Origin of the sequence: Oceanimonas smirnovii ATCC BAA-899 (assembly GCF_000381965.1) — a bacterium.
GTDB classification, from domain to species: domain Bacteria; phylum Pseudomonadota; class Gammaproteobacteria; order Enterobacterales; family Aeromonadaceae; genus Oceanimonas; species Oceanimonas smirnovii.
Window position 1 is genome coordinate 46,782 of record NZ_KB908460.1, and the last position, 25,054, is coordinate 71,835.

The window sequence follows — 25,054 nt, forward strand, 5'->3', positions numbered from 1 at the left end:
GCCTCCTCGAATGCCGGTAAAGTGTACCCTCAGAAACGGGTTTCAGGCAAAAAACGGCGCTAATACTAAAAAGTCTCTTGGGACTTGACCCGGAACAATCAGGGGCGTATTATTCGCGGCCTCTTCACGAGATTCCCCCTTAGTTCAGTCGGTAGAACGGCGGACTGTTAATCCGTATGTCGCTGGTTCAAGTCCAGCAGGGGGAGCCATCTTTTGCCTTCCCGGCACTTGACTTATTCTACTTATCAACAATTCTGCTCGAGCAAAAATCACATCTTGGTTTTTTTGCTTCATGGCTCGCCGGTGTTTACAAACCGAGCGGGTTTTTTCTGTTGCATTTTTTAATCCATTGATTTTACAGCACTTATTTTCTGTCTGTTTTTTTACCGGTTCAATTGAAAGCCGCGTCCTGTCTGGCTTCTCACTGGTTTCAATCATGAAATCCACAACCTTATCCACAGAAAACGTGGATAACCCTGTCTACCCCTTGGCAGACAAGGCTTTCCGTTGCTGTGCATAACCCGGGATAAAAGGAGTGTCGAACGGGCCAGAACCTTTTTTATCGCCAAAGTTCACAGCCCCCGGGGTAACATCTTGTATTTTTACAAACATTATTCTCATCAAAGCAAGATAATCCGCCAGTTTGCATGACTTTTAACGCGTCTCGTATACACGAGCGCGCAAACCCCCTGAAAAGATCATTTTTTTCGCTTTCGCAGTGCTGCTGCCAGCGTCTCTGCTCTGGCACCCAGGACCACCTGAAGCCCATGATCACCCAGGTGCACCACTCCCCTGGCACCAAGCGCACGCAATGCCTGCTCGTTAACCAGGCCGCTGTCTGCCACTGTAAGCCGCAACCGGGTAATACAGGCGTCGATATGCTCAAGGTTTTCGGCTCCGCCCAGCGCGGCAATAAAGGCGTCGGTATCATCTGCCTGATGTGCATCAGGCTCAGTGAATGAGACCACAGCTTCCGGCTCACGGCCGGGAGTGGCCAGGTTGAGCGTACGGATCAGCATATAAAATAAACAAAAGTAAACCACGCCGGTGGCCAGTCCCAGAGCCAACAGCCGCCAGGGGTGGGTCGCCAGTCCCCAGTTCAGTATCAGATCAAACAGGCCGGCAGAAAAACCAAAGCCGTGCAATGTGCCCAGCCAGTTGGCTGCCACCAAAGACAAACCGGTCAGCAGCGCGTGCAGGCCATAGAGCAGCGGAGCCAGAAACATAAAGGTAAATTCCAGCGGCTCGGTAATACCGGTGAGAAAAGAGGTGAGCGCCACCGACAGCAGCAGGCCTGCGGCCCTGGCGCGGTTACCTTCGGGGGCGGCCAATATCATGGCCAGCGCCGCCGCCGGCAGCCCGAACATCATGACCGGGAAAAAACCGGCCATAAACACACCGGCGGTGGGATCACCGGCAAAAAAACGATTCAGATCACCCCGGGTCATCTCAGTGGCGATCTGAGTAATTTCACCGCCATTAATGCCGGGCACGGCACCGCCCACACTCAGGTTTTCTGCCAGTGCGGGTGCCAGACAGATATTATGCAGGCTGCCGGCCGCTTCGTAGCTGACCTTGACGCACTCATCAAGTCCAAACCAGAACAGCGAATTAAGCACATGATGCAACCCTACCGGGATCAGCGCCCGGTTCAGTGCACCATAAGCAAACTGCCCCGCCGGGCCGGAACTGGCGACAGCCTGACCAAACGCATCTATCCCTTGTTGTACATAAGGCCAGACATAGCCCGCCACAACAGCGGCCAGCAAACAGAATAATCCTGTCATGATGGGAACCAGCCGTTTGCCGCCAAAAAAACCAAGATACTCCGGCAGCCTGACTCCCTGAAAGCGGTTATAGCTGTGGCCGGCAATAATACCGGCGATAATGCCACCAAAAAATGACAGGTTAAGATCTTCATTAATGGTGACGGCGGCACCGGTCAGCACAAAATAACCCACAGCACCCGCCAACGCCGCCGCACCGGCATCATCCCGCGCCAGCCCCACTGCTATGCCCAACCCGAACAGCAGCGGCAACTGGTCAAAAATGGCACCGCCTGCTGCTGCCATAAAAGGTATACTCAGCAGATCCGGTTGCCCCAGCCGCAGCAGCAGCGCCGCCACCGGCAACGTGGCAATGGGCAGCATCAGTGCCTTGCCAAGGGTTTGCAGATATCCCAGACATTTCATGGTGCGCTCCTGAATCAGGCTGTGACAGACCAATGGCCCATGGTAAGAAAACGACAGTTTTTTTATGATAGAAACAACATCATCACTAAAGGTTTGAACATGCGCCTGATCCCTCTGGCCACTCCTGAACAACTGGGCCGCCGCGCGGCCCGCTATATTGCCGATCGTATCAATGGCTTTGCACCAACAGCAGACAGGCCCTTTGTGCTGGGGCTGCCCACCGGCAGCACGCCGCTGGACACCTACCGGGAGCTGGTACGTCTGCACCGGGCCGGTGAAGTCAGCTTTCGCCATGTGGTGACCTTTAATATGGATGAATATGCCGGTCTGCCCCAAACGCATCCGCAAAGTTATCATTTCTTTATGCATGACAACTTGTTTCAGCACCTTGATATTGCGCCGGAAAATATCAACCTTTTGAATGGCATGGCGGAAGATCTGCAGGCCGAATGTCGTCGTTATGAGCAAAAGATGACGCAATTCGGGCCGGTACATCTGTTTTTGGGAGGTGTGGGCAGTGACGGCCATATTGCGTTTAATGAAGCGGCCTCTTCACTGGCGTCACGCACCCGGGTAATGGCCCTGACCGATTCTACCCGCCGGGCAAATGCCCGTTTCTTTGATCATGATCCGGCACAGGTTCCGCGTCACGCTCTGACAGTGGGCGTGGCCAATTTGCTGGAAGCAGAAGAAATCGTGCTGCTGGTTACCGGAGCTCACAAGGCAAGAGCGCTGCAGGCAGCGGTGGAAGGTCCGGTAAACCATCTGTGGACAGTATCGGCGCTGCAACTGCATCCGAACAGTCTGATATTCTGTGATGCTGAAGCCACGCTGGAGCTGAAAGTGGGTACACTGCGCTATTTTCAACAACGTGAAAACCAGCCGGAAGTCTGATTGATGTTTGCTCTCACCCCTGATTCTGTCTTTGATGGCAAGGTGCTGCACCGGAACACCGCTGTGGTGATTGCGGATGAACGGGTTCACGGGCTGGTGCCCGTGGCGGAGCTGGATAGCAGTATCAGACAGCACACCCTGCCCGGTGCTCTGTTGTGTGCCGGCTTTATTGATCTGCAGCTGAACGGCTGTGGCGGCGTTATGTTCAACCATGATATCAGTGCCGCTGCCCTGGCCCACATGCACGCAACCAACCTTAAATCCGGCACTACCAGTTTTTTACCGACCCTGATCACCAGTACCGATCAGGATATGCGCCAGGCGGTAAAGGTGGTCAGTGAATACCGTGCCCGGCACCCTTATCGTGTGCCAGGCCTGCATCTGGAAGGGCCTTATACCAATCTGGCCCGCAGAGGCATACATCCGGCAGCGCAGATACGCCCTCTGGATAACGGCATGCTTGAGTTCCTGTGCCAACATGCCGCCGACATAGCCATGCTGACCCTGGCACCCGAGGTCAACCGTGATTCGGCCATCACCCGGATCAGCAAGGCAGGTATTCGGGTGTCCATGGGACACACCGCAGCCAGCTATGAAGAAGCCATGGCAGGCTTTGCTGCCGGCATCGGCTTTGCGACTCATCTTTATAATGCCATGACCCCCACCGCCAATGGTCGTCTGCCCGGGGCCGTCGGGGCCGTGTATGACTCACTGACTGTCGGTGCCGGCATTATTGCCGACGGTCATCATGTACATTACGCCAATATTCGCCTTGCTCACCGCCTGCTGGGCACGCGTTTATGTCTGGTTACCGATGCCACCGCTGCCGCCGGTGCTCCTGAAGGGTTTGATCAATTTAACTTTTGTGGTGCCACCGTTTATGTGCGCAACGGTCAGTGTGTGGATGAAAATGGCACCCTTGGCGGCTCGGCACTGACCATGGCAGAAGGTGTCCGCAACCTGGTAAAACATGCCGGTCTTTCGCTGGAGCAGGCGCTGGCCATGGCCAGCTGCAATCCGGCGTGTGCACTCGGACTTGAGCAGCATATTGGCCTGCTTCAGGCAGGCCGGCTGGCTAACCTGGTGGCGCTTGATCAAAACCTGCAGGTGATCGCCACCATGGTAAACGGACGGTTTTCAGTATGACTCACGGAAAAATAGCCAATGTGGATCTGGTTAAACAGGTGAACAGTGCTGCCGTATACAGGCTCATTGACCATGCCGGCCCCATCTCCCGCGTGCGCATAGCCGAGCTCAGCCATCTGGCACCCGCCAGTGTCACCAAAATCACCCGCGCGTTACTGGAGCACGGATTAATTCAGGAGCTGGCGCATCAGGCTTCTACCGGTGGCCGGCGGGCAATATCACTGGCTACCGTTACCCAGCCCTTTTACCTGATTTCGGTAAAACTGGGCCGGGAAGAGCTGAGACTGACCTTATATAATCTGGCCGGAGACGAATTCGGCCGCCGGCTTTTGCCCTTTCCCAGCCGCGAAGCGGCCAATCTGCTGGCGGCATTACATCGCCATATAGACGATTTTATGCAGGCGTTTGGCAGCGGCAAGCAGATTATTGCGGTGGCAGTGATTATGCCCGGCCTGACTGATGCGCAGCATGGACAGGTAGTTTATCACCCCAGCTATCCGCTGGCGGGAGTGCCACTGGCAGCGCAGCTGGGCCATCAGCTTAAACTGCCGGTATTTATTGGTAACGATACGCGGGCTCAGGCACTTGCCGAGCATTATTTCGGCGCTTCTGCCGATTGTCTCGACTCGGTGCTGGTGCGGGTACACCACGGCGTGGGTGCCGGGATTATTACCGAAGGCCGTATTTTCAAAAGCCAGGGCCGGGATGTCGCCGAGATGGGTCATATTCATATGGACCCTCTGGGTGAGCGTTGTGACTGTGGCAATGTGGGCTGCCTGGAAACCATGGTGGCCGACGCGGCCCTGCTGCGCCAGGCTGAGCGTATGCTGAGCCAGGGCTATCGCAGCTCGCTGGCAAATCAGACCCTGTCCATTCACGCTCTGTGCCGGGCCGCTGATGAAGGTGATCATCTGGCACTGACCATTTTACGCCGTGCCGCAGAGCGACTGGGGCAGGCTCTGGCCATCGTGGTGAACCTGTTTAATCCGCAGCGGGTATTGCTGAGCGGGGCCTTGTGTGAGGCGGAAGATATCGTTTTTCCTATTATTAATCAGGCCATCAGTCATCAGTCTCTGCCCGGCTTTCATCAGGGCCAGCCGGTCATGAAAGCCCGCTTTCAGCATGATCAGACCATCGGCGGTCTGGCGCTGGTTAAACGCGCGCTGCTGGAAGGTGAGCTGCTGCAACGTATTCTGGAGAAAAAATCATGAGTAATATCGTATTCAGTACCGATCCGGACTGGCAGCCGGCGTCAGAAAAACAGCAACAGGCCGGCCCGTTTCCTGAAGATGGCACAATACGACTGCGCCGGGAAACCAAGGGCCGCAAGGGCGCGGGCGTGATTTGTGTGTATGGTCTGGCACCGGATCAAGTAGGTGACGTGGCCAAAAAGCTGAAAAAACAGCTGGGTACTGGCGGTGCTGTTAAAAAAGGGGTGATTGAAATTCAGGGTGATCGGCTGGAGCAGATCAAGCAGTGGCTGGAAAAAGCCGGCTTTACGGTCAAGCAGGTGGGCGGCTGAGACTTGAACTTGCAGCCCAAATTACTATAATGCGGACTCCCTGCTCAAGGGGGAGTAGTCACTATCGGGCAATCAGCCTGAAGACGGTCGTCAACATAGTTGGTGCAAAATCACCATGGCGGCCGTGACCCTGACCGGTTTGACGAGACCTTTGACAGACGAGTGCCAATACCGGGGACGGGCGGCCAGTCGTCTGTTATTCGGCCTCATTACAAGCCTGTCCCCTTTGGAAGCACATTGGAAGCCCTCACCACCTCAACCCTTGCCGTAGCCATTGCCGAAATTGGCGACAAAACCCAACTGCTGGCGCTGGTACTGGCTTGCCGTTATCAAAAACCTTTGCTGATTGCCGCCGGTATTTTGCTGGCCACCGTGATTAACCATGCTCTTGCCGGTACTGTGGGCGTCTGGCTGCAAAGCTGGCTTGACCCTGACTGGCTGCGCTGGCTGCTGGCCGCGTCCTTTTTTGTAATGGCAGCATGGATGATGATTCCGGATAAGGCCGATGATACCGACAGCCGCTTTTATCGCCTTGGCCCTTTTATGGCCACCTTTATTCTGTTCTTTATCGCGGAAATCGGCGACAAGACCCAAATTGCCACCACGCTGCTGGCGGCGCGTTTCGTCGATGATTTCTGGTGGGTGGTGGCAGGCACAACGCTGGGCATGATGGCGGCCAACCTGCCGGTGGTGCTGGCCGGCCACAAAGGCAGCGGGCGTATACCCATGCACTGGGTACATGGTATCAGCGCACTTATTTTTCTGGTGCTGGGGATTACTACGTTGTGGTGGCCATTATAACGAAAACGCCCCGCTCAGCGGGGCGTGTCAGCTGTCAGCCGTAAATACTGAAACTGTCGGCGTTCAGCCACAAATGCACCATGATGCTGGCCACATAGCCCAGCGCAATCACAGGGGTCCATTTAAGATGGCCGGCAAAGGTATACATGCCCCTTGCCTGGCCCATCAGCGCCACACCGGCCGCCGAGCCGATAGACAGCAAACTGCCGCCCACACCGGCGCTCAGGGTGATCAGCAACCAGTTGCCATGAGACATTTCCGGTTGCATGGTCAGCACGGCAAACATCACCGGAATGTTATCTACGATGGCTGACAGCACACCCAGGGTAATGTTGGCGTATACCGCATCCCAGCTGGTATAGAGCAGATCGGAGACCAGTGCCAGGTAGCCCATGTAACCCAGTCCGCCCACACACATGACCACACCATAAAAGAACAGCAGCGTGTCCCACTCGGCCCGGGCCACCCGGTTGAACACATCAAACGGCACCACGCTTCCCAGGCGTTTCAGGGCTTCATCATCACCCCGCTTGCGGGCCATGGCGCGTTTGCGTGCCAGTGAGCCCGGCAGGGTACGACGCAGAAAGTAACCGAAGAACTGCAGATAACCCAGGCCAGTCATCATGCCCAGCACCGGCGGCAGGTGCAGCAGGCTGTGACAGGCCACGGCAGAAGCAATGGTCAGCAGGAACAGCATCACAATGCGAATGGCACCGCGCTTGAGTTCAATTTCTTCGTATTGTGCGGCCGGTTTGCGATTCTCGATAAAGAAGTTCATCACCAGCGCTGGCACCAGATAGTTCACCAGGGAAGGAATGAACAGAATAAAAAATTCGTTAAATTTCACAATACCGGCCTGCCAGACCATCAGCGTTGTGATATCACCAAAGGGGCTGAAGGCACCACCGGCGTTGGCGGCAATAACAATATTGACACAGCACAAATTGATAAAGCGTCTGTCACCTTCACCCACCTTGGTCACCACAGCACACATCAGCAGGGCCGTGGTCAGGTTATCGGCAATGGGCGAGATGAAAAAGGCGAGAAAACCGGTCAGCCAGAACAGTGATTTGTAACTGAATCCCTTGCGGATCATCCAGGCCCGCAAGGCATCAAACAGCCTGCGCTCTTCCATGGCATTGATATAGGTCATGGCCACCAGCAGGAAGAGCAGCAATTCTGCATATTCAAGCAAATTCTGACGAAAAGCGGCTTCCGTGACTCCGGGAATGCCGTTGTTCATGTAGGTCCAGCCTATCATGGTCCAGATCACACCGGCCGCCACCAGCACGGGTTTGGATTTGCGCAGGTGCAGGTATTCCTCTCCCATCACCAGCAAATAAGCCACCACAAAGATCCCTACCGCAAACACCCCTACCCCGGTGCTGGTCAGATCCAGCTGCCCGGTGGCAGCAGCAAAGGCCGGCGCGCTTACCAATGCCGCCAGGCCGCCCAGTAACAGGCACAGTTTCCTTGTCATTGTTATTCTCGCTTTTATATTGTTTTGACTATAGTTACAGGCTTTTTTCGTGACCGAGCAAAGCCCTTAAAAAGGCTAACATAAAGGCAGCCCTCGGCGCAGACCGGTTTCCCGACACGGCTCTCAGTTTTGCATTTAAAACAAGCCACCATCCGCCCGATACATGCAGGTAAAGCCTAACGCCGTCACACGCATTACAAAATGGATAATTAGTCTTGTTTTTTGCATGAATTTTCACGATGATAATCCGGTGTTTTTCAGGCAAGCAAGGACAAGCCCGTGCGCGAAAATGATGCCGCCCTGGTCAAGGCGTTTCGCCAATCCAGCCCCTATGTGAATCTTCACCGTGGCTCTACCTTTGTGATCATGCTCGGTGGTGAAGCCATCGATCAGGACAACTTTCCCAATATCATCAGTGATATTGCTCTGCTGACCAGCCTGGGTGTGAGGCTGGTAATTGTGTTTGGCGCCCGCCCCCAGATCGACCGTGGCCTGACCGAAGCGGGTCTGAGTGGCGTATTTCACAAGCACACAAGGGTGACCGACGAACCCAGCTTTCGCGTGATCAAGGACGTGTGCGGCGGCCTGCAGATGGACATTACCGCCCGTCTGTCCATGGGACTGATAAACACCCCCATGCAAAACGCCCGCATCAACGTGGTCACCGGCAACTTTGTGATTGCCCAGCCTCTGGGGGTGGATGACGGTGTGGATTACATTCATTCTGGCCGTGTGCGCCGTATTCACACCGATACCATTCATCATCAGCTGGCCAATGGCGCTACCGTGCTTATCTCCCCTATCGGTTTTTCGGTGACCGGTGAAAGTTTTAATTTGTCATCGGAAGAGCTGGCTCGCCGGCTGGCCATTGAGCTCAAGGCCGATAAGTTAATCGGCTTTTGCTCTCAGCGCGGTGTGCTCAATGAAAACGGTGAAGCCATTGCCGAACTCTTCCCCGAGCAGGCAGAAGCACACTTGCAACAACTGCTGGAAGACGGCGAGAGCCTGTCGGGCACAGCCCGTTATCTGCGGGCTGCCATTTCCAGCTGCCGCGGTGGCGTGCCCCGCAGCCACCTGGTGAGCTACCGGGAAGACGGCGCGCTTATTCAGGAGCTGTTCACCCGTGATGGCCTGGGCACCCAAATTGTCAGCCTCAGTGCCGAGCAGGCCCGCCAGGCCCGCATTGATGATATTGGCGGCATTCTTGATCTGATCCGGCCCATGGAAGAAGAAGGGGTACTGGTGCGCCGCTCCCGGGAGCAACTGGAAATGGAAATTGACCAGTTCACCATTATCGAAAAAGACGGTGCCATTATCGGTTGCGCTGCCCTTTATCCGTTTCCGGAAGATGGCATGGCAGAAATGGCCTGTGTGGCCATTCATCCGGATTACCGCAAAGGCAGCCGGGGCGATATGCTGTTGCAAAAAATTGAAGAGCAGGCCCGTAAACGGGGAATGAGCCGGCTGTTTATTCTGACCACCCGCTCCATTCACTGGTTTCAGGAGCGGGGCTTCAAGCCGGATGATGTGAATGCGCTACCCATGGGTAAACAGAAGCTGTATAACTTTCAGCGCCGCTCCAAAATCATGATTAAAGCGCTTAACTGAACGATTTAACCTCACCGTCATTGACAGTGATGCCATAAATCAGTAGTTATAGGGCCGCATCAGCACAATGTGCTGATACAGCAAGAAGAGGCGCGTTATTCAGGCAGCCGGCAGCAGGAGTCGCCACTCCGATGATCGCCGGTCAGGGGAATAACGCCGAGATTGAGAGCGTGGGCGTTGCGCTTTTGGTCGGCTGCGAAGGCTGAATCCTTCGGGCTGTCACCTGTTGGGTGGAGTGCTTCCTGATGACCTTTTCAATGTCTTCTCAGCCGTTCCCCCGTAATTTGAACTGATAAGCAAAGCAAGGAGCTTGCCTTGAACCAAACCGTTGTAGCCAAATTCGGTGGAACCAGCGTTGCCGACGCCGATGCCATGAGCCGCTGCGCCGCCATTCTTGAACAAAACCCCGACACTCGTCTGGCGGTGCTGAGTGCCAGCTCCGGCGTGACCAATCTGCTGGTAGCACTGGCATCGGGCAATCACGGTCCGGCCGAGCGGGAACAGATGCTGCAGCAATTAACCGCCATTGAGCAAGGCATTCTCGACAGCCTGCAGCGTCCGGAAATGCTCACCCGGCATATTGAAGACATTCTCAACCATATTCGTGAGCTGGCTGACAGTGCCGCCATCAGCCCTACCAAAGCACTGAGCGATGAGATTGTGGCCCAGGGCGAAATGATGTCCACCAAGCTGTTTGTGGAATTACTGCGCAGCCGCGGCACCGATGCAGTCTGGTTTGATGTGCGCAAGGTAATGCGCACCGACGACCGCTTCAGCCGCGCCACCCCGGATCTGGCCACCCTGAAGGCGGAAGTGGAAAAAGAACTCAAGCCCCTGTGCGACAAACAACTGGTGGTCACTCAGGGCTTTATTGGTGCTGCCCCCGATGGCCGCACCACCACCCTTGGCCGGGGTGGCAGTGATTTTTCCGCCGCTCTGCTGACCGAAGCCCTGAACGCCTCAGCGGTGCAAATATGGACCGATGTGCCCGGCATTTACACCACGGATCCGCGCCTGGTAAGCGAGGCCCGCGCCATTCCTGAAATCAGCTTCAGTGAAGCCTCGGAAATGGCCACCTTTGGTGCCAAGGTGCTGCACCCGGCCACCCTGCAGCCGGCGGTACGCTGTCAGATCCCGGTGTTTGTCGGCTCCAGCCGGGCACCGGAAGAAGGCGGCACCTGGATTCGCAACAGCACCCCCAGCCAGCCGCTGTTCCGGGCCTTGGCCCTGCGCCGCAATCAGGTGCTGCTGACCCTCACCAGCCAGAGCATGTTTCAGGCTCACGGTTTTCTGGCAGAAGTATTCGGGATTCTGGCCAAGCACAAAATCTCGGTGGATTTGATCACCACCTCTGAGATCAGCGTATCCCTGACACTGGACGCTGGTGCCGAGCTGCTGACCGAGGAAGTGAAAACCGAACTGGGCCGGCATTGCCATCTGAAAGTGGAAGACGGTCTGGCGCTGGTGGCACTGATTGGTAACCGCATGAGCGAGTCGGGCGGCACCGCCAGCCGCGTATTCCAGGCCATTGGCGATGTGAATATTCGCATGATCTGCTACGGTGCCAGCCCCCATAATTTCTGCTTTCTGGTGGAAGAAGACAAGGCTACTCAGGTCATTGCCGATCTGCACAAAGAACTGCTGCCGGCTTAAACCGGCCTTTGGCCGGTGCTATAAGCTATAAGCTATAAGCTATAAGCTATAAGCTATAAAATATTAATAAGCAGCGTGTATCAGGCAACGCTGCTTTTTTCTTTTCAGACACCACCATCACTTCATCACTACCGCAATTTCCACAGCCTCTTCTGTACAACTTATAGCTGACAGCTTACGGCGGCTGAAAGCTTTAGTTCAGGCTCCAGGCGGTGAGCAGGCCGGCGATCAGGGAGATGCCCATGGGCCAGGCTACCCGCCGGCCAAGCGCGCTGTCACCCAGGCTGACTGCCATGCCCGCCTTGACCAGATTGTTGACCGAGGCCGCCAGCACGATTCCCAGCACAGCGGTTCCCGCATCCAGACTGCTCTGGGACATGCGGGTTAACGACAGGGTAATGGCATCCACATCAGTCACTCCCGATGCCAATGCCAGCAACAGCACACCGGCATTGCCCAGCGCCTGTTTCAGCCATTCTCCCAGCACCATAATCAACAGAATAAGACCGCCAAACAACAATGCGGCCTTCAAGTCCAGCGGATTCATATTCAGACTGGGTTGCTCCACACTGCCGCCGGCGCTGTGCCGGTGCCAGATCACCGCCGCCGGGCCATAAAGCAGCAAGGTCATCACCAGCACCGGCCACCACAAAATGGGCAGCAAGGCCGGATTAATCAATGCACAATACACCAGAATACGGGGAAACATGGTGCCACAGGCCAGCAGCACACCGGCCGCCAGCAAGGGCGACAGCACAGGTGACTCCTTTGACAGCCTTGAATAGTGCAGAGTAAGGGCGGTAGAGGAGCTGAGTCCGGCAAACAGACTGGTGAACAAAATCCCTTTTTCAGTGCCGCCCACGCGAATGGCAAAATAACCCAGAAAGGAAATGGAGGCGATCAAGACCACCATCCACCAGATCTCAAAGGGATTAATCACGCCACTCGGCCCCATGGCCTGATTGGGCAGCAGCGGCAGCATCACCACCGTAATCAGCAGCAGTTTAAGGCCGGCGTCCAGCTCATGCTCCTGCAGCTTGCGCAGCAGGCCATGAATTTCCTGTTTGTTATCCAGAATAAAGGCCGTGATCACCGCCGCCGTGGCGGCAATGGCCGGACTGTTCACCACCGCCAGAGCACCAAAGCAAAACGTCAGCAACAGGCCAATGCTGCCGGTAATGCTGAAGTCATTCATGGTGCGCACCTGAGCCCGGTAGGCCACCAGACTGATGGCCACCACACTCGCCAGTCCTGCCACCAGCAGCCAATGGCTGGTGCTTTGTCCGAGCAACGCCATCAGTCCGCCCAGCAGACCGGTCAGCGAGTGAGTACGAATGCCGGCAATACGCTGGCCGGCTTCGGCCTTGCGCCACTGCCAGCCCCGCTGAATACCAATCAGGGCACCCAGTAACAGGGCAATACCAAGGCGCACCAGTGCCTGATGATCACGCCACAACTCGGCGGCCAGCTCATTCATGTCTGTTTATCCGCTTAGTCCTGTTCAGCCAGCACCTGCTCCAGTGGCTGATGAGTCAGATTATGTGCCTCAGCCACCGCCTGATACACCAGCTTGCCGTTGTGAATATTCAGCCCGCGGGCCAGATGCGGATCTGCCTGCATGGCCTTGCGCCAGCCCTTGTTGGCCAAAGCCTGCACAAAAGGCAGCGTGGCGTTGGTAAGCGCCAGGGTAGAGGTGCGGGCCACACCGCCGGGCATGTTGGCCACGCAATAGTGCACCACGCCATCCAGCTCAAAGGTAGGCTGCTGATGAGTGGTGGGCTTGCTGGTTTCAAAACAGCCGCCCTGATCAATGGCCACATCCACCAGCACGGCCCCCTTGGGCAGTTTTTTCAGCATATCCCGGGTCACCAGCTTGGGCGCAGAAGCACCGGGGATCAGCACGGCACCAATCACCAGATCCGCCCGTGACAGCTCGGCCTCAATGGCATCGGCAGTGGAATACTGGGTTTTAATGGTCGGGCCATAGAGCGCGTCGAGCTGAGTGAGCCGGGGCAAGGATCTGTCAAAAATAGTGACGTCGGCCCCCAGCCCCATGGCCACCCGAGCCGCGTTCACGCCCACTACCCCGCCGCCCAGTACCAGCACCCGGGCCGGCACCACGCCGGGCACGCCTCCCAGTAACACACCTCGTCCGCCTTGCGCTTTCTCAAGGCAGTGAGCACCGGCCTGCACCGCCATGCGGCCGGCCACTTCACTCATGGGGGCCAGCAACGGCAAACCGCCGTGATCGTCGGTGACGGTTTCATAGGCAATGGCGGTGCAGCCCGAAGCCAGCAGGCCCTTGGTCTGAGCTTCATCCGGTGCCAGATGCAAATAGGTAAACAGTACCTGACCGGGTCTCAGCCGCTGATACTCTTCCGGCTGTGGCTCTTTTACCTTAATAATCAGCTCGGCACCGGCAAACAAAGCACCGGCGTCCTGCACCAGCTCGGCCCCGGCGGCGGCATATTGCTCATCACTGAACCCCACGCCCTCACCGGCACCGGTTTGCACCCGCACTGTATGCCCGGCTCTGGTCAGCTCGCGCACACCACCCGGCGTCATCCCCACCCGGTATTCATGATTCTTGATTTCTTTGGGTACTGCGATATCCATGTTCAACCCCTGTGTGCGTACCTGTTTTAGAGTAGAATGCGGTCACTACACGGCCGCTTGCATTCATTGTTGTTGCTTCTTTTGTTATAGAAGCCGGAGCGACATTCTGCTTGCGCAATAATAAAGATTCAATTGCAACTTAGGGAGTACACCGCCGTTATGGATATTGGCCTTCGTCTTAAAACCATTCGCCTGCAGGCTAAACTGTCGCAGCGGGAGCTGGCCAAACGCTCCGGCGTGACCAACGGCTTTATTTCCCAGGTCGAAAAAAACCAGGTCAGCCCGTCCATTGGCTCTTTGAAAAAGCTGCTGGACGGCTTTCCCATGACACTGGCGGACTTTTTTGCCGAGGAAGAAGCCGCTGATGCCATTAAACCTGTGGTGTACCGGGCTGAAGATCAGCCCGAGCGCGGTACCGGTAATATCAGCTACCGGCTGATTGGCAGCCGTTTTCCGGGCCGGCATATTACTCTGCTGCGAGAAACCATGCCCATTGGTGCCGATACCGGCCCGGACATGATCAGCCACCCGGGCCAGGAGTGCGGTGTGGTGATTGAGGGCAGACTGTTACTGGTAGTAGGCGAACGCCGTTTTGAACTGGGCCCGGGCGACGGCTACTACTTCGACAGCACAGAGCCTCACCGTTTCGTGAATATTGGCGACAAGGAGCTGCATATTGTTTCTGCCAGCCAGCCCCAGACCATGTAACTAAAAGGTGGGCGGTGTGGCAGCGGAGATCAGCTCGCAGGCCTGAGTACCCGGGTTGCGAAAGCGGTGTGGCTGATGAGTATCAAAGTAATAGCCGTCACCGGCCTTAAGCAGGCGGCATTCCTCCCCCACGGTAATTTCAATCTCACCACTGAGCACCAGGCCGGCTTCTTCCGCTTCATTACTGAGCATTTCCGGGCCGGTATCGGCACCGGGCGGATAATGCTCCCGCAGCAGCGCCAGCTTGCGATCACTGCCCGGTGGCCCCAGCAGCCACATGGTGACGCCATTACTGCCCAGCTTCACCAGTTCATCGGCGCGAAAAAAAACGGGCCTGCCGGCGTTATGCTCCAGACTGAAAAACGCCCCCATGGAGATGGGAAAGCCATCCAGCACTTTTTTTAACGTCGCCACCGACGGATTTACCGCCGCCTGCTCTATTTGCGAGATCAGGCTGTTACTCACACCGGCCCGCTTGGCCAGCTCCCGCTGGGTCAGGCCATGCCGGATGCGCAACCATTTCAGTCGCTCGGGTAAATCCATGGCAACCTCCTCAGCCGGTCCGGGCAGCGGCCGCTTCCTGTGCCCGGCGCTTTTCGGCCCGGGCCATCAGCCACCAGCCGATAAAGGTCACCAGCGACACTATCACGATGATAATAGTGGCCAGGGCGTTGATCTTGGGGCTGACTCCCAGCCGTACACTGGAAAACACTACCATGGGCAAGGTAGTGGCATTGGGTCCGGACACAAAGCTGGCGATCACCAGATCGTCCAGCGACAGGGTAAATGCCAGCAGCCAGCCGGCAACAATGGCCGGTGCAATAATGGGCAGGGTGATCACAAAAAATACCTTGAGCGGCCGCGCGCCCAGATCCATGGCGGCCTCTTCCAGCGAGCGGTCCAGCTCACGCAGACGGGAGCTGACCACCACCGCCACATAGGCGGTACAGAAGGTCACATGGGCAATCCAGATGGTGCTCATACCGCGCTGGGCCGGCCAGCCCACCAGATCCCCCATGGCCACAAACAACAGCAGCAAGGACAGACCGGTGATCACCTCAGGCATGACCAGTGGGGCCGTGATCATAAAAGCAAATCCGCCCTCACCACGAAAGCGGCCGATGCGGGTGAGCACAAACCCCGCCACCGTGCCCAGTACCACGGCCGCACTGGCGGCAAAAAAGGCAATGGTCAGACTCAGCCCCACCGCCTGCATCATCATGTCGTCGGCCAGCAGCTCGCCGTACCATCTGGCGGACCAGCCCGCCCATACGGTGACCAGCCGGGAGCTGTTAAAGGAGTAGATGATCAGCAACAGCATGGGCGCATACAAAAACCCAAAGCCCAGCCAGAGGATCAGGGGCCGCAAACGAGAGCGGCTGACAGGAATCATATTCATGGCTCAGCCCTCCATTTCGCGGCGTTGAATGCGGTGGAACCACATTATGGGCACCATCAGCAGCAACAGCATCACACTGGCCACCGCCGCGGCTACCGGCCAGTCCCGGTTATTAAAGAATTCCTGCCACAGCACCCGGCCAATCAGCAGGGTATCGGGGCCGCCAAGCAGTTCAGGAATCACAAACTCCCCCACCGCCGGAATAAACACCAGCATGGCACCGGCAATAATGCCGCCTTTCACCAGCGGTACTATCACCGTAAACAGGGTAGTCATGGGCCGGGCGCCAAGATCAGCGGCGGCTTCCACCAGGGAGTAGTCCAGCCGCATCAAGGCGGTATAAAGCGGCAATATCATAAAAGGCAGATAGGCATACACAATGCCGATATAAACGGCGGTGTTGGTGTTGAGAATTTGCAGCGGCTCGTCAATGGCTCCCAGCCACAGCAGCGCATTATTAAGAAAGCCGGTATTACCCAGTATGCCCATCCAGGCATAAACGCGGATCAGAAACGACGTCCAGGACGGCAATATCACCAGCATCAGCAGCACATTGCGGGTAGAGGGTTTGGAGTGAACAATGGCCCAGGCCATGGGAAAGCCAATCAGCAGACATAATAATGTGGAAACAGCCGCGACTTTCAGAGATTGCAGGTAAGACTGTATATATAAGCTGTCGCTCAGCAGAAACAGATAATTGCCAAAATTAAGAATAATCTGCAGCTGCTCATCGGCAAAGCTCAGTACCTCGCTGTAGGGCGGAATGGACAGCGCCGCTTGCGACAGACTGATTTTAAATACAATCAGAAAAGGCACCAGAAAAAACAGCAGCAGCCAGGTGTAAGGCAGCGCTATCACCAGCCGCTGACCAGTGGCGATTTTCAACGTTTTCATGTATCGGCCTCCTCAGGTCATGAGCACGGCACAGCTGTCCGCATTCCAGCGCAGAAACACATTGTCACCCCAGGTAGGATTATTCTGCCGGTGCCGGTCAATATTGGGCAGGGTAGCCAGAATGCGCTTACCGGATGGCAGCCGCACATGATAAATGGAGACATCACCCAGATAGGCAATTTCATCCACCACACCCCGCAGACGGTTATATTCCTGCTCCGGCTCGGTAAAGCTCAGGTGCATTTTTTCCGGCCGCACCGCTATCATGATGGGCAGGCCCTCACCAATAGACACACCATGGTTGATTTGCAACGGGCGCTTTACATCGGGGCAGCGAATCAGGGCACTGTCGGCTTCGTTGCTTTCCAGCACACCGTCAAACACGTTTACCGAGCCGATAAACTCGGCACTGAAGCGGCAGTTGGGGTATTCATATACATCCAGCGGCTCGCCTACCTGCACCAGCCGGCCCTTGTTCATAATGGCAATGCGCCCGGCCATGGTCATGGCCTCTTCCTGATCGTGGGTCACCATCACACAGGTCACGCCCACTTTCTCGATAATGTTCACAAGCTCCAGCTGCATTTCTTCCCTGAGCTTTTTGTCGAGCGCGCCCATGGGCTCGTCAAGCAGCAGCAGCTTGGGGCGCTTGGCCAGACTGCGCGCCAGCGCCACCCGCTGACGCTGACCGCCGGACAGCTGATGGGGCTTGCGGCGGGCATAGTCTTCCATATGCACCAGTTTGAGCATTTCTGCCACTCGCTCAGCAATCTCGTCCTTGGGCAGCTTGTCCTGTTTCAGCCCAAAGGCGATATTGGCTTCCACCGTCATATGGGGAAAAAGCGCGTAAGACTGAAACATCATATTGATGGGTCTGTCGTAGGGAGGCACATCGGCAATATCGACGCCGTCGAGAAAAATTTCTCCCTTGCTCGGCGGTTCAAACCCGGCCAGCATGCGCAGCAAAGTGGACTTGCCACAACCCGAGGCTCCCAGCAGGGCAAAAATTTCCCCCCGCTGCACTTCCAGGCTGACGTCGTCCACCGCCGGCTGCCCGTCATATAACTTGCTGACGCCGCGAATATTTAAAAACGGTGCCGTGACCGCACTAATGGCTTGTTCCTGCTCTGGCATGCTTGTCTCCGTATTGCTTGTTCAGCGTGCACCCTGAAGCCCCGCAGAGCAGCACCAGCAGGGTTGCCTCCTTCGACACGCTTCCATAAACGCCACTCGTTAAAAATTTGCTGCGAACATACTAAATGTTCGATCAAAATTTTTAACTTCGTCCCGGCGATCAAGCTCGCCCCATGGACGCTCGGCAAATGCCATCCATGGCATTTGACGGTCGAATCCGGCAATCCCCGCTGTTGCTGCTTCGTTTGCCCTCATTGCTCGCGATTTAAAAACTTATCTGCCGGTTTTTACCCGGGTCCAGGCGCGGGTGATCACCCGGTTTACTTTTTGCGGCAACAGTTTGGCGGTGTAAAGCTTGTCGGCCACTTCCTGGCTGGGATAAATGCCCGGATCGTTAAGAATGTCGGCATCCACAAACTCATTGGCGTTTTTATTTGGGTTGGCGTAAGCCACATAGTTGGAGACTTCCCCTATCACCTCGGGCTTGAGCAGGTAGTTAATCAGTGCATGAGCATTGTCGGGGTGTTTGGCATCCTTGGGAATGGTCAGCATATCCACCCACATCAGCGCTCCTTCCTTTGGAATGCGATAGGCCACCTTGACGCCTCTGTCTGCTTCATCGGCTCTGTCTCTGGCCTGCAGTATGTCGCCGGACCAGCCCACGGCCACGCAGATGTCACCGTTGGCCAGATCGTTAATGTATTTGGATGAATGGAAATAGGTAATGTGGGGGCGCAGCTGCATCATCAGCTCGGTAGCCGGACCATTGTAATCGGCGGCATTGGTGCTGTTCGGATCCAGCCCTTTATAGTTGAGCGCCGCGGCGAAAATTTCGGTGGGCGCATCCAGAAAAGCCACGCCACAACCAGCCAGCTTTTCCAGGTTGTCCGGGTTCAGTACCAGATCCCAGGAGTCGACCGGCGCATCCTCGCCTAACGCCTCTTTCACCTTGTCGACGTTATAACCTATGCCGGTGGTGCCCCATAAATAGGGAATGCCAAACTGGTTGCCGGGATCTTTCTCCTGCAGCAACGCCATGATGCGCGGATCCAGGTTGTCGTAATTGGGCAGTTTTTGCTTGTTCAGCGGTAAAAAAGCCCCGGCCTGAATTTGCCGGCCCATAAAGTCACCGGTGGGCACGACCACATCAAAACCGGTATTGCCCGCCAGCAGCTTGGCTTCCAGCACTTCGTTGGAGTCAAATACATCGTAGGTGACCTCAATGCCGGTTTCTTTGGTGAAGTTGGCCAGGGTGTCTTCGGCGATATAATCAGACCAGTTATAAAAGTTGACCTGAGCCGGCTCCTGCGCCTGTACATTCAGCGCCAGTGCCACACCGGCGGCCAGCAGTCCGGTTTTAAAAACGGGAGATTTAGTCATGGTGCTTTCCTTGTCGGTTGTTCAGCGTAGAAAGGGTCAAATCCAGCGCTTGGCGTGCCTTATCTATCAGCTCGTCTACCTGCTGATGAGTGATCACCAGCGGCGGTGAAATAATCATGGTGTCGCCCACGGCGCGCATCACCAGCCCCATCTCCAGGCTGTGCTCCCGGCAAATCATGCCGGCACCGGCGCTCTCTGAGTAGCGGGCTTGCGTGGCTTTGTCGGCCACCAGTTCCAGCGCGGCTACCAGCCCCAGACCACGGGTCTCCCCTACCAGAGGATGGCTGGCCAGACTGGCCCAGCGCTGTTGCAGGTAAGGACCAATATCATCATGCACCCGCTCAATAATGTGCTCTTGCTGCATCACTTCGATATTGGCCTGGGCCACGGCACAGGCCACCGGGTGGCCTGAGTAAGTGTAGCCGTGAAAGAATTCCCCACCGGCAATCAGGGTGTGTGCCACCCGCTCACCCACCGCCACCGCACCCAGGGGAATGTAGCCGGAGGTAATGCCCTTGGCCATGCACAGCAAGTCGGGCTCCAGGCCGTAGTATTCGCTGGCAAACCAGTGGCCGGTGCGGCCAAAGCCGCAGATCACTTCGTCCACCACCAGCAGAATGTCGTACTTTTTACAGATGCGCTGTATTTCCGGCCAGTAGCTGGCGGGAGGAATAATGACGCCGCCGGCCCCCTGAATGGGCTCGCCGATAAAAGCGGCTATCCGCTCGGGCCCAAGCTCCAGAATTTTCTGCTCCAGCTGCCCGGCCCGCTCCAAACCAAATTCATGGGGCGTCATTCCCTGCCCTTCGGCAAAATAATAGGGCTGATCAATATGCACCATGTCCGGCAGCGGCAGACCGCCCTGTGCATGCATGGGCTTCATACCGCCAAGAGAGGCCCCGGCAAGCGTGGAGCCGTGATAGGCATTTTTGCGGCTGATAATCACCTGCCGCTTCGGCTGGCCCTGCTGTGCCCAGAAATGTCGCACCATGCGCACGACAGTGTCGTTACACTCGGAGCCGGAGCCGGTAAAAAACACATGCTGCATATTTCCGGGCAAAATACCCGCCAGGGTGGCGGCAAGCCTGGCCGCCGGCGGATGGGTGGTCTGAAAAAACAGATTGTAATAAGGCAGCTGCTGTAACTGCTGATGTGCCGCCTCTATCAGCTCCTGACGGCCATAGCCCAGATTCACACACCAAAGCCCGGCCATGCCGTCAAGAATGCGCTGGCCCTGACTGTCCCACAAATACACCCCCTCACCCCGCTCAATCACCCGGGCCCCCTTTTGCTGCAGCGCCCGGCTATCAGTGAAAGGATGCAGATGATGAGACGCATCCAGCTGTTGCCACGATACTTGATTCAACTCCGGCATGATTGACTCCTGTCAGCAGTTATACGTTCAGCAGCAGAAACTCCCGTTCCCAGGCGCTGATCACCGTAAAGAAAGCTTCATATTCCTTGCGCTTGACCGCGATAAAGGCCCGTACAAAGCGATCCCCCAATATGTCCCGCAGCTGCTCGCACTGCTCCAGCTCCAGCAGGGCTTCTTCGAGGTTGCGAGCCAGGCCAAAGGGCATGTCGTAGGCGCTGCCCACCACTTCTTCCGTAGGAGCAATGCACTGTTTCATGCCGAGGTAACCGCAGGCCAGGCTGGCTGCGAGCGCCAGATAAGGGTTGGCATCGGCACCGGCAAAGCGGTTTTCAATACGCCGGTCAGCCAGGCCCGAACGCGGCACCCGCAGCCCCACAGTGCGGTTGTCTTCTCCCCAGGCCATATTGCGCGGAGCTGAGTCACCAAAAGCCAGCCGGCGGTAGGAGTTAACATTGGGCGCAAACAGCGCCACCGCTCCGGGAATAAAGCGCTGCATGCCACCTATATAATGGAGAAACAGCTCACTGTGACTGCCGTCCGGGTTGGCAAACAGATTGTTACCTTCTGCATCTACCAGGCTCTGATGAATGTGCATGGCGCTGCCGGGTTCGTTTTTCATCGGCTTGGCCATAAAGGTGGCGTACACATTGTGGCGCATGGCCGCCTCGCGCATGGTGCGCTTGAACAGAAACACCTGATCGGCCAGATCCATGGCATCGCCATGAATAAAGTTCACCTCCATCTGCGCCGCCCCGGATTCGTGGATCAGGGTATCCACTTCCAGCTCCTGCGCCTCGCAGAAGTCGTACATTTCCTCAAAGATGGGATCAAACTCGTTAACCGCATCAATGCTGAACGACTGACGCGCGGTCTCGGGCCGGCCATTGCGGCCAATGGGGGGCTCCAGCGGGTAGTCCCAGTCTTCGTTTTTCTTCACCAGAAAAAATTCAAGCTCAGGAGCCACTACCGGCCGCCAGCCTTCCTGCTCGTAAAGCTTGAGTACCCGGCGCAGCACACTGCGCGGCGCAATTTCCACCGGATTACCGTCGGCATCGAAACAGTCGTGGATCACCTGTGCGGTGGGTTCGCTGGCCCAGGGCACCAGACGGGGCGTATTGATGTCGGCATGCAGCTCCATGTCGCGCTCGGTCCAGTCGATGTTTTCATCATCGGGCCAGTCGCCATTCACGGTTTGCAGAAAAATATTGTCGGGCAGGCGCATACCGCCTTCTTTCAGAAACTTGCTGGCGGGCAGTATTTTGCCCCGGGCATTACCGGTAAAGTCGGGCAGCAGGCATTCCACTTCGGTAATGGCATGCTGCTGCATCCACTGGCGCAGCCATTCCATATCGCGATTTTCAGGATCTTGAACACTCATAATTCAGGCTCTGGATGAAAAACACACTGGTCAGCATAGTCCATATCGGTGTAAAAGTATGCTAGACATAGACATAGCGTATCGTTAATAAAAAACTAATGTTACTCTAATGTAAATTTTTAACCTTTACAATTTAACAATGTTTTATGGATAGTAAACATGGTTTGACTGTTTAAGGATAAACTCATGACCAAATCCCGTTACCGGTCCCGCACCGGCCAGCTCACCTCATCCTGGGCTGATTATCAGTCTGTGGATCTGATGCTGTGTGATATCAATGGCGTTATTCGCGGCAAACGCATTCAGACCAGCGCCTTTGAAAAGGCGCTGGAGCAGGGCATCAGCCTGCCCGCTTCGGTGTTTGCCCTCGACATTACCGGCCAGACAGTGGAAGAAACCGGTATGGGCCTGGCGCAAGGGGACAGTGATCGGGTATGCCGGCTGCTGCCTCACACCCTGGCCCCCGTGCCCTGGCACAAAATTCCGTCCGGGCAGATTTTAATGACCATGGAAGATGTTGACGGCAGCCCGTTTTTTGCCGATCCCCGCCATGTGCTGCAGGGGGTGCTTAGCCGGCTGAAAGAAAAAGGCCTGCACCCCTGTGTGGCAGTGGAGCTGGAGTTTTATCTGGTGGATCAAAAAGAAGGGGCCGACGGCCTGCCCCAGCCGCCCATTTTGCCGGGCACAGACGAGCGCATGCACGACACCCAGGTCTATTCCCTGGACGATCTCGACAGCTGGGAAGACTTCCTTATTCAGGTAGCCGAGGTGTGCAAACTGCAGGGCATTCCTGCCGACAATGCCGTGGCCGAATATGCACCGGGCCAGTTTGAAATTAACCTGACTCACCAGCACGATGCCGTGGCCGCCTGCGATCAGGCCATTTTGCTCAAGCGGGCAATCAAGGCCATTGCCATCAAGCAGGGCATGTATGCCACCTTTATGGCAAAACCTTACAACGGCCAGGCCGGCTCGGGTATGCATATTCATGTGAGCCTGCTGGATGATGACGGCAATAATGTCTTTGCCGAGGATCACGAGCTGTTGCGTCAGGCCATTGCCGGCACTCTCAGCATGCTGCCGGAGTCGATGGCGTTGTTTGCCCCCAATGCCAACTCCTTTCGCCGGCTGCAGCCCCATATGTTTGTGCCTCTGCACGCCAGCTGGGGCTTTGACAACCGCACTGTGGCGGTGCGCATTCCGTCCGGCGATCCCGCCAATACCCGGCTGGAGCACCGCGTTGCCGGTGCCGATGCCAACCCCTATCTGGTGGTGGCGGCCATTCTTGCTGCTGTGGATCACGGCATTACCGAACAGCTGCATCCGCCCGCCCCCATTCAGGGTGATGCCAACAAGCTGGATCTGGCGCTGCTGCCCTACCGCTGGCAAAGCGCGCTGGACCGTTTTGCCCAGTCGCACCGGCTGTCGCAATATCTGGGTAAGGAGTTTCATCGCGCTTATCTTATCAACAAGCGTTTTGAACTGGCCGAATTCGATCAGCATGTCACGCCGCTGGAATATCAGTGGTATCAACACCTAGTGTAAGATTCAGGAGCCTTTATGCAGTCTCACGCCGATTCCTATTACGCCGCATCTGCCCACCCGGTACTCGATCACCCTGCCCTGCATGATAACCTGGAGGTGGATGTATGCATTGTGGGGGCCGGAATTACCGGCTGCAGTGCCGCACTTAATCTGGCAGAACGAGGTTATAAGGTCGCCGTGCTGGACAGCCATAAAGTGGGCTGGGGTGCCTCCGGACGCAGCGGCGGCCAGATGATTTTTGGCTATGCCTGTGAGCAGCACACCCTTAAAAAGCTGGTGGGAGACACCGTCGGCCGGCAATTATGGGACATCTCCATTGAGGCCCTCACCCAAATGCGCCAACGCATTGATAAACACAATATTCACTGTGACCTGGCCAACGGCCACCTGCATGCGGCGGTAAAACCCCGGCATATGAAAGAGCTAGAAAGCTGGGCCAACAGCCTGCGCCAGGATTATGGCTACGACTCGCTGGAGATGTGGAGCAAAGAGCAGGTGCGCGGGCAAATGAGCACTGAAGCTTATCTTGGTGGCCTGTATGACAGCGCCAGCGGTCATGTGCATCCGCTTAATTACACCCTTGGGCTGGCACAAGCCGCTGCCGAGGCCGGCGCGCAGTTTTTTGAATACACCCCCGCCACCCGCATTGAGCAGGGCGAGCACCCTGTGGTACACACCCCTCATGGCGTGGTGCGCTGCCGCCATCTGTTGCTGTGCGGTAACGCCTATCTGGAGGGCATAGCGCCGGATATTGAGCGCAAGATCATGCCGGTGGGCACCTATATTACCGCTACCGAGCCGCTGGGAGAGGAGCGGGCCAGGCAATTAATTGCCAACAACATGGCAGTGGCCGATATCAACTTTGTGCTCGACTATTTTCGTCTGAGTGCTGATCACCGCCTGCTGTTCGGTGGCCGGGTCAGTTACTCCGGGCTGGATCCGGTCAACCTGGCAGACTCCATGGGCAAGCGGCTGCGCCATGTGTTTCCGCAGCTGAAAGGCGTTAAACAAGCGTACACCTGGGCCGGCTATGTGGGCATCACCATGAACCGGGCCCCCCACTTCGGCCGGCTCAACGGCAATGTGTATTTTGCCCAGGGATTCTCCGGCCACGGCATTGCCCTGACCGGCATGGCCGGCAGCCTGATGGCCGACGCCATTGCCGGCAGCGCCGAGCGCTTTGATTTGTTTTCCCGCATTCCCCATCACGACTTTCCCGGCGGCCGGCTGCTGCGCACGCCGGCACTGGTGCTGGCCATGACCTGGTACCGGCTGCGGGATCTGTTGTAAATGTAAGCAGAATATGCTCCATTGAAAGCAATGGAAAGG

21 protein-coding genes, 1 tRNA gene and 2 riboswitches are annotated in these 25,054 nt (G+C 56.5%); of the genes, 11 read left to right on the forward strand and 11 right to left on the reverse strand.

All coding sequences use genetic code 11. The features are described from left to right. Positions 1 to 133 precede the first annotated feature (133 nt). A tRNA-Asn gene (locus G364_RS0109200) sits at positions 134 to 209 on the forward strand. A gap of 489 nt (positions 210 to 698) precedes the next feature. On the opposite strand, the gene nagE is transcribed toward G364_RS0109200, so the two are convergent. Continuing rightward, the gene (gene nagE / locus G364_RS0109205) at positions 699 to 2,192 is read right to left on the reverse strand and encodes an N-acetylglucosamine-specific PTS transporter subunit IIBC (RefSeq protein WP_019934856.1); all 1,494 of its coding nucleotides are present in this window, start codon (positions 2,190 to 2,192) and stop codon (positions 699 to 701) included. 99 nt (positions 2,193 to 2,291) lie between these two features. Here nagE and nagB point away from each other — a divergent pair, with 99 nt between their 5' ends. The 5 genes from nagB to G364_RS0109230 all read left to right on the forward strand — a co-directional run bounded on the left by nagB (position 2,292) and on the right by G364_RS0109230 (position 6,555). Further along, positions 2,292 to 3,086: a glucosamine-6-phosphate deaminase gene (nagB, locus tag G364_RS0109210; protein WP_019934857.1), complete on the forward strand. Its 795-nt coding sequence runs from the start codon at positions 2,292 to 2,294 to the stop codon at positions 3,084 to 3,086. A gap of 3 nt (positions 3,087 to 3,089) precedes the next feature. Continuing rightward, a complete protein-coding gene (gene nagA, locus G364_RS0109215; RefSeq protein ID WP_019934858.1) occupies positions 3,090 to 4,232 on the forward strand; it encodes an N-acetylglucosamine-6-phosphate deacetylase in 1,143 nt (380 codons plus the stop codon). Continuing rightward, a complete protein-coding gene (locus G364_RS0109220; RefSeq protein WP_019934859.1) occupies positions 4,229 to 5,443 on the forward strand; it encodes an ROK family transcriptional regulator in 1,215 nt (404 codons plus the stop codon). The genes nagA and G364_RS0109220 overlap by 4 nt, the downstream gene beginning before the upstream one ends. Further along, positions 5,440 to 5,754, forward strand: coding sequence for a translation initiation factor (locus G364_RS0109225; protein WP_019934860.1), 315 nt, complete (start codon positions 5,440 to 5,442; stop codon positions 5,752 to 5,754). Before G364_RS0109220 ends, G364_RS0109225 begins: the two co-directional genes overlap by 4 nt. A gap of 37 nt (positions 5,755 to 5,791) precedes the next feature. Beyond that, positions 5,792 to 5,967: riboswitch (yybP-ykoY riboswitch) on the forward strand. A 24-nt stretch (positions 5,968 to 5,991) separates the two neighbouring features. After that, complete coding sequence (locus tag G364_RS0109230; protein WP_019934861.1) at positions 5,992 to 6,555, forward strand: TMEM165/GDT1 family protein; 564 nt, start codon at positions 5,992 to 5,994, stop codon at positions 6,553 to 6,555. A gap of 34 nt (positions 6,556 to 6,589) precedes the next feature. On the opposite strand, the gene nhaD is transcribed toward G364_RS0109230, so the two are convergent. After that, positions 6,590 to 8,035: a sodium:proton antiporter NhaD gene (gene nhaD / locus G364_RS0109235; RefSeq protein ID WP_019934862.1), complete on the reverse strand. Its 1,446-nt coding sequence runs from the start codon at positions 8,033 to 8,035 to the stop codon at positions 6,590 to 6,592. A 279-nt stretch (positions 8,036 to 8,314) separates the two neighbouring features. Between nhaD and argA the strand changes: the two genes are divergently transcribed. Next, positions 8,315 to 9,643 (forward strand): amino-acid N-acetyltransferase, encoded by a 1,329-nt coding sequence (gene argA, locus G364_RS0109240; RefSeq protein WP_019934863.1) that lies wholly within the window; start codon positions 8,315 to 8,317, stop codon positions 9,641 to 9,643. Between the two features lie 77 nt (positions 9,644 to 9,720). Continuing rightward, positions 9,721 to 9,892, forward strand: a riboswitch (Lysine riboswitch). A 66-nt stretch (positions 9,893 to 9,958) separates the two neighbouring features. Beyond that, positions 9,959 to 11,296, forward strand: a complete 1,338-nt coding sequence (gene lysC / locus G364_RS0109245) for a lysine-sensitive aspartokinase 3 (protein ID WP_019934864.1) — start codon at positions 9,959 to 9,961, stop codon at positions 11,294 to 11,296. Positions 11,297 to 11,489: 193 nt separating this feature from the next. Here the strand turns inward: lysC and G364_RS0109250 are convergent, their stop codons facing one another. Next, positions 11,490 to 12,773, reverse strand: a complete 1,284-nt coding sequence (locus tag G364_RS0109250; RefSeq protein ID WP_019934865.1) for an MgtC/SapB family protein — start codon at positions 12,771 to 12,773, stop codon at positions 11,490 to 11,492. A gap of 14 nt (positions 12,774 to 12,787) precedes the next feature. Further along, on the reverse strand, positions 12,788 to 13,912 hold the full coding sequence (ald, locus tag G364_RS0109255; protein WP_019934866.1) for an alanine dehydrogenase: 1,125 nt from the start codon (positions 13,910 to 13,912) through the stop codon (positions 12,788 to 12,790). A 159-nt stretch (positions 13,913 to 14,071) separates the two neighbouring features. Between ald and G364_RS0109260 the strand changes: the two genes are divergently transcribed. Further along, a complete protein-coding gene (locus tag G364_RS0109260) occupies positions 14,072 to 14,620 on the forward strand; it encodes a cupin domain-containing protein (protein WP_019934867.1) in 549 nt (182 codons plus the stop codon). On the opposite strand, the gene G364_RS0109265 is transcribed toward G364_RS0109260, so the two are convergent. From G364_RS0109265 to G364_RS0109295, 7 genes are all read right to left on the reverse strand, one after another. After that, positions 14,621 to 15,163, reverse strand: coding sequence for a cupin domain-containing protein (locus tag G364_RS0109265; RefSeq protein ID WP_019934868.1), 543 nt, complete (start codon positions 15,161 to 15,163; stop codon positions 14,621 to 14,623). A 10-nt stretch (positions 15,164 to 15,173) separates the two neighbouring features. Then, positions 15,174 to 16,019, reverse strand: coding sequence for a putrescine ABC transporter permease PotI (gene potI, locus G364_RS17210; RefSeq protein ID WP_019934869.1), 846 nt, complete (start codon positions 16,017 to 16,019; stop codon positions 15,174 to 15,176). 3 nt (positions 16,020 to 16,022) lie between these two features. After that, positions 16,023 to 16,913 (reverse strand): putrescine ABC transporter permease PotH, encoded by an 891-nt coding sequence (gene potH / locus G364_RS17215; protein ID WP_019934870.1) that lies wholly within the window; start codon positions 16,911 to 16,913, stop codon positions 16,023 to 16,025. 12 nt (positions 16,914 to 16,925) lie between these two features. Beyond that, positions 16,926 to 18,047 carry a putrescine ABC transporter ATP-binding subunit PotG gene (potG, locus tag G364_RS0109280; protein ID WP_019934871.1) on the reverse strand — a complete coding sequence of 374 codons (1,122 nt, stop codon included), beginning with the start codon at positions 18,045 to 18,047 and terminating at the stop codon, positions 16,926 to 16,928. 273 nt (positions 18,048 to 18,320) lie between these two features. Further along, positions 18,321 to 19,427: an extracellular solute-binding protein gene (locus G364_RS0109285; protein WP_019934872.1), complete on the reverse strand. Its 1,107-nt coding sequence runs from the start codon at positions 19,425 to 19,427 to the stop codon at positions 18,321 to 18,323. Further along, positions 19,420 to 20,802 carry an aspartate aminotransferase family protein gene (locus G364_RS0109290; RefSeq protein WP_019934873.1) on the reverse strand — a complete coding sequence of 461 codons (1,383 nt, stop codon included), beginning with the start codon at positions 20,800 to 20,802 and terminating at the stop codon, positions 19,420 to 19,422. The genes G364_RS0109285 and G364_RS0109290 overlap by 8 nt, the downstream gene beginning before the upstream one ends. 19 nt (positions 20,803 to 20,821) lie before the next feature. Continuing rightward, a complete protein-coding gene (locus G364_RS0109295; protein WP_019934874.1) occupies positions 20,822 to 22,180 on the reverse strand; it encodes a glutamine synthetase family protein in 1,359 nt (452 codons plus the stop codon). A 186-nt stretch (positions 22,181 to 22,366) separates the two neighbouring features. Between G364_RS0109295 and G364_RS0109300 the strand changes: the two genes are divergently transcribed. Then, complete coding sequence (locus tag G364_RS0109300; protein ID WP_019934875.1) at positions 22,367 to 23,725, forward strand: glutamine synthetase family protein; 1,359 nt, start codon at positions 22,367 to 22,369, stop codon at positions 23,723 to 23,725. 15 nt (positions 23,726 to 23,740) lie between these two features. Continuing rightward, positions 23,741 to 25,015: an NAD(P)/FAD-dependent oxidoreductase gene (locus G364_RS0109305; RefSeq protein ID WP_019934876.1), complete on the forward strand. Its 1,275-nt coding sequence runs from the start codon at positions 23,741 to 23,743 to the stop codon at positions 25,013 to 25,015. Positions 25,016 to 25,054: the final 39 nt, after the last annotated feature.